The sequence below is a fragment of the Kitasatospora sp. NPDC085464 genome (assembly GCF_044541955.1).
In the GTDB taxonomy this organism is placed as follows: domain Bacteria; phylum Actinomycetota; class Actinomycetes; order Streptomycetales; family Streptomycetaceae; genus Kitasatospora.
Genome location: NZ_JBITTM010000036.1, coordinates 99,310 through 105,309, shown reverse-complemented (window position 1 = coordinate 105,309; position 6,000 = coordinate 99,310). Strand labels below are relative to the sequence as shown.

General features: G+C 69.9%; 6 protein-coding genes and 3 pseudogenes. 5 read left to right on the top strand and 4 right to left on the bottom strand.

The genetic code is table 11. From position 1 onward, the window contains the following. Nucleotides 1-187: hypothetical protein (locus tag ACIGG8_RS29500; protein WP_396551810.1), on the top strand; the 187-nt coding region annotated here is incomplete at its 5' end. A 25-nt stretch (nt 188-212) separates the two neighbouring features. On the opposite strand, the gene ACIGG8_RS29495 is transcribed toward ACIGG8_RS29500, so the two are convergent. Both ACIGG8_RS29495 and ACIGG8_RS29490 read right to left on the bottom strand, forming a co-directional pair. Continuing rightward, nucleotides 213-719, bottom strand: a complete 507-nt coding sequence (locus ACIGG8_RS29495; RefSeq protein ID WP_396551809.1) for a DUF6624 domain-containing protein — start codon at nt 717-719, stop codon at nt 213-215. Between the two features lie 124 nt (nt 720-843). After that, nucleotides 844-975 (bottom strand): annotated as a pseudogene (locus tag ACIGG8_RS29490) (IS5/IS1182 family transposase); the annotation flags it as partial. A gap of 341 nt (nt 976-1,316) precedes the next feature. Between ACIGG8_RS29490 and ACIGG8_RS29485 the strand changes: the two are divergent. Both ACIGG8_RS29485 and ACIGG8_RS29480 read left to right on the top strand, forming a co-directional pair. Next, complete coding sequence (locus tag ACIGG8_RS29485) at nt 1,317-1,667, top strand: PadR family transcriptional regulator (protein ID WP_396551808.1); 351 nt, start codon at nt 1,317-1,319, stop codon at nt 1,665-1,667. After that, entirely contained in the window at nt 1,664-2,593 is a 930-nt protein-coding gene (locus ACIGG8_RS29480) for a hypothetical protein (RefSeq protein ID WP_396551807.1), read from the top strand. Before ACIGG8_RS29485 ends, ACIGG8_RS29480 begins: the two co-directional genes overlap by 4 nt. A gap of 415 nt (nt 2,594-3,008) precedes the next feature. Here the strand turns inward: ACIGG8_RS29480 and ACIGG8_RS29475 are convergent, their stop codons facing one another. Together ACIGG8_RS29475 and ACIGG8_RS29470 are read right to left on the bottom strand one after the other, a co-directional pair. After that, on the bottom strand, nt 3,009-3,326 hold the full coding sequence (locus tag ACIGG8_RS29475; RefSeq protein ID WP_396551817.1) for a hypothetical protein: 318 nt from the start codon (nt 3,324-3,326) through the stop codon (nt 3,009-3,011). A gap of 157 nt (nt 3,327-3,483) precedes the next feature. Further along, nucleotides 3,484-3,621, bottom strand: a pseudogene (locus ACIGG8_RS29470) (IS630 family transposase); the annotation flags it as partial. A gap of 142 nt (nt 3,622-3,763) precedes the next feature. Between ACIGG8_RS29470 and ACIGG8_RS29465 the strand changes: the two are divergent. Both ACIGG8_RS29465 and ACIGG8_RS29460 read left to right on the top strand, forming a co-directional pair. Further along, a pseudogene (locus ACIGG8_RS29465) lies at nt 3,764-4,627 on the top strand (IS5 family transposase). Between the two features lie 187 nt (nt 4,628-4,814). Further along, nucleotides 4,815-5,693: a GNAT family N-acetyltransferase gene (locus ACIGG8_RS29460; RefSeq protein ID WP_396551806.1), complete on the top strand. Its 879-nt coding sequence runs from the start codon at nt 4,815-4,817 to the stop codon at nt 5,691-5,693. Nucleotides 5,694-6,000 lie beyond the last annotated feature (307 nt).

The window sequence follows — 6,000 nt, the reverse complement described above, 5'->3', positions numbered from 1 at the left end:
CCTGACCCTCAATGAAGATCAGGATGATCAGACGATCGCGAGGTGGGTCACCGTTGGTCCGCCGTTCAGCGGTCAGTTTTCACCCGTCGGCGAGAGAAGCGACCGTGCTGGTCGCAGCCATCAACGAGTGGCTGTGACCAGCACTTTCGAAACACGCCCTAGAGCCTGTCCGGCGGATCACGCGTGAGCGTGATCCGCCGGATGCAAGGGCGTCAGGCGATAGAGAACTGAGCGATGTACTCGGCGAACGGCGGGATTCCCGCCTCTGCACGGCGCTCGTCCATGCGCTCGGGTTCCTCGCAGGGCCACGGGATCGGCGAGCCGTCCTTCACGCCGGCGATCTGCGTGCCGTAGATCTGCTTCCTCCCTTCGTTCACAAGGGTGCGATCCCGCAGGAAGGCCAGATCTCGCGGGCTAGCAGTGTCGTCGGCCACCGCCTGCTCCATCAGCCGCAGCGCGCGCCGCTGAACGTCGAGCTGCCGGTCGGCGTGCTGCGCGATCAGCCACGCGGCCCGGGCCGCGTCCTCACCGACCAGCTCCGCGGTCGGCCATCCGTGCGCGTCCATGATCTCGCTAAGACGGTCCGCGTGCCGCGCGGTCAAGCGCCGCCACGCCAACTGCTCCGCCGGGTCATCGCTGTTCGCATTGCGCGCGGCCTGGTGATCTGCCGCAACCATCATGTTGAGTTCCGCAGCCACTGCGGCAATGTCAGATGCCATCCCGACTCCACGTCAGATCGAAGTTCTCGCTGGTCATCCGCAACCCTAGGTGTGCAAAACACGACAAAATATCCTCCCGGAGGGCGGTGACAGACACGTCCGGATCTTGGGATACTTGATCTACTCACCGGAGCCAGAGCCGGATCGACGCAACGCTGACTGTCCCGTGGAAGACGTAGGCGCCTTTGTCGAAGCGCGTCGCAACGGCGCGGAAGTGCTTCAGGCGATTGATCGTGCGCTCGACTTCTTCCCGGCGAGATCCTCCTGCTCCACACCGGCGGGCTCACCGGCTCACCCGCACCAGTCTGTTCGGTGGCGACGCCTGCACGTCTTCGCCACCGACGGGTGGCGCGCTACGAGCGCCGGATTTCGCCCGTTGCGGGCTGTTGTCAGGAGGCGGTGTGGCGGTGCGGGGCAGCTGTTACGGGGCTCGGTGGATTCGTGCTGGAATCCAGCGGCAGTTCGATGACCTCCTGGGGCGTGCCGGGCTCGGCAGGTGGCCGGCCAGGGTCACCAGGCCGGCGCGATGGCGATGTTGACGGCCGATCGGGTCTTCACCCTGCCGCACACTACGGTGACCGTACTATGATGGCGGGCATGACGAAGAAGCGCTCCATGCAGGAGCCCACCTTCCTGCTGTTAACAGCCCTCGCGGACCGGCCCCGGCACGGCTACGCGCTCGGCGACGAGGTGGCAGCGATCTCCGACGGTCGGGTGCGCCTCGGTGCCGGCTCGCTGTACGGGACTCTGGACCGGCTGCTGGCGGAAGGGCTGATCCGGGTCGAGCGGGAGGAGACGGTCGACGGGCGCCCGCGCCGCGTCTTCGCCCTCACCTCGGCCGGTACCACGGCGCTCACGGACGAGAGCGAGCGGATGCGCGCCGCCCTGCGCGAGGCCGACCGGCGTCTCGCGGCCTCCCGGCCCCGGTTCGCGGGAGGTGCGGCATGACTGCGGACCGGCTCCCGGCGAACGCCCGACTGCTGCACTGGGCACTCTCGCTCTACCCGGCTTCCTACGGTGACGGCGCACGGGCCGAGATCGCCCACCACGCCGGACAGCACATCGCCGGCACGGGCCGGCTTGCCGGGCTGCGCGAGGTCGCGGACGTGGCCGGGTACGGCGCCCGGGTCCGGCTGGGCCTGGTTCCCCACCGGCCGCCGGGTCAGGCGCTGGCCACGGCGGCTCCGCTCGCCGCGGTGCTCGCCGGCACGTACGCGGCCTGGCACCTGTGGTCGATCGCCCAGGTCATTCACGGTGAAGGGCTCGACTGGTACGGGCCCTCCGGTGCCCGCGTCGTCGCCGTCACGGCGCTGATGCTCGCCCCCGCCGCACTGATGGCGGTGGCGGTGCTGGCCGGACGCTGGACGGCCGCTAGGTGCCTGGCCCTGGTGGCCGTCGTGGCTGCCTCCCTGCTCCCGGTGCTCTTCCAGCCGCTCCTGCGCGACTACCAGGCCGTCCTGCTCGTGTTCAACGCCGCTGTCGTGCTGGTCGCCCCGCCGGATCGCACATCGCACCCGAGCCGCGCTGTCCCGTGGGCGGTGGCCCTCTCGATCATGGCCGGGGAGATCGCCTTGAGCGTGGCCGGGAGCTTCTTCGGGGAACGGGCCCTCCACACGGCGTTCGACTTCGTCGCCCCGGTGGTCACCGGAGTCGCCATCGCCTGCACCGCACGCGCGGTCGGGCAGGCTGCCCTGGCCACAGCGGTCCTTGCCGGGCCGCCCCTGCTCAGCCCGCTGCTGCTGGACATGGGACCCACCCACCTGCCGCTCGTCGTGCGGCCGGTGGTGCTGTTCACCGCGGGGTATGCGATCGCCTTCGTCACGGTGCGGCTCGCAGGCCAGTTCACCCGGCACTCCGACATCCTGCACCGCTGACCGCCTTCCCACCGCACGCTCGTCCCAGCACCAGGAGGGATGTCGGGCCGGCCGCCAGACGCGGCTTGGGGGCCGGGAGTGAGGTACCCGCCCGGCCCCCTCGCTGCGAACGCCCCTTGCCCTGAGAGGTGTTGCCCGGTCATCCACCGCGAGGGTGCCCGGGGCGCGGGGTGACGCTGACGGCCACGGTGCCAGGCCCCGGCCGGCACGAGGGGCTCGCGCCGGTGAAGACCCCGGAAACGGCACTCCTGGCCGACCGGTGAAAGCCGCGCTCCGCCCGCGCGGGCCCGGGGTCATGCGCGAGCCCGCACCGCCGTTTTCCGGTCCGAAGCCGCGTCATGACGGGGTGGGCCTGCGGCCGACGTGCGTGCAACCGGTGCGGGCGCTGCTTCCGGGAATCGGTGGAGTGGCCGACCTACGGCTCCAGGCGGGGGTCGTCGATGTCGACGGCGACGACGATCCCGGGCGGGTAGAGCTCCGGATCGGCCGTCAGGATCAGGTGCGGCTGCGGACGCACCGGGGTCGGGAGACTCGCCGCGATCGCATGCGCCGAACCCTGCCCCCCGAACCCGTCCCGCACCATCGCGGCCACCACCATGGCGGTGGTCGCGGCGAGCGCCTTGAACACCAGCGAGGGCAGCGCCGGCACCGCCTGCGCGGCACTCTCGTCCTTGATCTCGGCCTCCACCAGACACAGCACCGGCACCAGCAGGTGCTGGAACGGGCTCTTCATCGCCGAGTCCACAATCCGGTGCAGACGCCGATGACCGGCGGCCAGCGCGGACACGGCACTCGAATCCAGAATGATCACGCGCTGCGCCTGGGGTGACCTTCGCGCGGGCGTCGGCCGCGGCAATGTCGTAGACCCGCTGCCGCAGGTCCAGGCCCTCGGGCATGCGCTGGGCGGACAGCAGCACCATCTGGGCCCGGCGCCAGGTCACCACCGACCCGGCGCCCCGGCGGACGATCCGCAACAGCCGTCTGCCCTCGTCGTCATCGATCTCACGGACCTGCACACGTTCAGCCACGTGATCATTCTGTCGGTCCGGTGTCGCCCGGCTCAGCAACCGGGCGACACGTCACGACGAGGCGAACGTTGCCTGATACGGCACTAGCTAAGCTAGGCCGTGTGTCGAAAGTGGATCTTGAGGCAGTGAATGATCACCGTTCATGGGACGGGGAGATCTCACGGACAAGCAGTGGGCAGCGCTGGAGCCGTTGCTGCCGAAGGGCGTGAAGACAGGTCGGCCGCCTGTCTGGCCTCGGCGGCAGTTGATCGACGGCATACGGTTCCGGGTCCGGACCGGTGTTCCGTGGCGGGACGTACCCGTCGAGCACGGGCCGTGGGGCCGGAGCTACGACCTGTTCCGCCGGTGGCAACGGGATGGCGCCTGGCACCGGATCCTCACCCACCTCCAGTCCCTGGCCGACGCGAAGGGTGCGATCACGTGGGACCTGAGCGTCGACTCCACGGTGTGCCGTGCCCACGAGCACGCGGCCGGGACCCCCAAGCGGGGTGACCTGCAGAAGGAGTCACCGGGTGGTGTCTTCACCGAGCCTGGTGATCACGGGCTGGGGCGTTCGCGCGGTGGGTTCACCACCAAGCTGCACCTGGCCGTTGAGCAGGGGCAGAAGTGATCGTAGTGACGGCCGGGCAGCGTGGAGACTCGCCGCAGTTCAAAGCGGGGGAGAAGATTCGCGTGCCCGCGTCGGACCGGGCCGGCCACCCGTCCGCCCCGATCGCGTGCGGCCGACAAGGCGTACGCCTCCCGCAGAAACCGTGCCCACCTGCGCCGACGCGGCATTCGCCGCACTATCCCGGAGAAGGCCGACCAGGCCCGCAACCGAAAGAGACTCGACGCTCGCGGCGGCCGGCCGCCCAAGTTCGACGCCGAGGACTACAAGGCTCGGCACGCGGTCGAATGCGGCATCAATCGCCTCAAAAGGCATCGCGCCGCGGCCACGAGATACGACAAGCTCGCGGTCCGCTATGAGGCGACCGTTCTCGTCGCGGCCATCAACGAGTGGCCGTGACCACACGCCCGCACCGCCTTTTCGTTAATCCGTTGCCCAGGGGTCCGTCGGCCAGCTAGGTTCACCCAGCCGCCCGCATCGGTGCAGGCCGGCGCTGTCGACCAGGAGGTGTAGAGCACATGCGCACGAGTGCCCAGGAGTTGAGCTCGCGTACTGACCCTTGCCACCTCCTCTCGACGGAGACACCTTGTCCCTTCGCATCACCCCACTGACCGACCCCGCTCGCGGGCCGCACGGCCGGCGTCTCGCCTGGCTGGCGTCGGACGCGGACTCCATCCCTGTCGGGAGCGCCTTTCTGCGCCTGCTCGACGGCGGACAGGAGCACCTTGCCGAGCTCGACCTCCGCGTTCATCCCGCGGAGCGCCGCAAAGGCGTCGGCTCCCGGCTCCTCGACACCGTCGTGGCCACCGCCCGGGACGACGCCCGACGCCGCGTCATCGCGCAGGCAGAAGCCGGATCGCCCGGCGACCACTTCCTGGCGGCGCGCGGTTTCCGAAAGGTTCTCACCTTCAGGTACACCCGCCTGGCACTGGCCGAGGTGGACACCACCGTCCTCGCAGGGATCGTCGAGCGTCCTTATCCCGGCTACCGGCTGACGTCATGGCAGGGAACCGTCCCCGACGACCTCGCTCGGACGTTCGCCGCCTCACGCCGCGCCATGGACGACATGCCCATGGACGACGCCGAGTACGGCACCGTGGCCTGGGACGTGGACCGTGTGCGGGCCGCGGCGAAGGCCGTCGAACAGCGCGGCGACCACCTGCACACCGTCGTCGCCATCGACGCCTCAAATGGTTCGATCGCCGGGTTCACCGAACTCGTCATCCCCGGCAACGGCGCAGGTGACGGCCAGCACTACGGCACGGGCGTGCTGCCCGAGCACCGTGGTCACGGCCTCGGCCGATGGATGAAGGCCGAGTCGATCCGACAAGTCCACGGGGACTATCCGGACCTCGATGGCCTCCTGACCGACACCGCCGACAGCAACGCGCACATGCGACGGATCAACGACGGTCTCGGCTACACACCCACGCACACGACACACCAGCATCAGCTCGACCTTTAGCAGAGAGCGGACGGGCCGGACCGGGGCGTCACTCCGCCCGGCCTGTCCGTGCTTTCGATACACGCCCGAATACTGGAACGGTGCTTACCGTGTCGGGGCTTCAGCCGTTGGGCTGGGGCCTGACGTTGGCGTCGACGCCGCCAGCGGGACCAGTGCAGGACATGATCAGTGCTGCGGCGGCAAGGCCGGCTGAGGGCGGGCGATCAGGCGGCGGATCGCGCGGAGGGCGACCAGGCTCAGCCAGGGCGCTCCCCTGCCCACGGGACCATGGTCACGGACGTCGATCCCGGGCCGCGGCTCTGCCGTG

Bases quoted from the DNA above. Each gene is read 5' to 3' on its own strand.
- ACIGG8_RS29495 (WP_396551809.1), bottom strand. From the start codon at position 719: ATGGCATCTGACATTGCCGCAGTGGCTGCGGAACTCAACATGATGGTT.
- ACIGG8_RS29485 (WP_396551808.1), top strand. From the start codon at position 1,317: ATGACGAAGAAGCGCTCCATGCAGGAGCCCACCTTCCTGCTGTTAACA.
- ACIGG8_RS29480 (WP_396551807.1), top strand. From the start codon at position 1,664: ATGACTGCGGACCGGCTCCCGGCGAACGCCCGACTGCTGCACTGGGCA.
- ACIGG8_RS29475 (WP_396551817.1), bottom strand. From the start codon at position 3,326: ATGAAGAGCCCGTTCCAGCACCTGCTGGTGCCGGTGCTGTGTCTGGTG.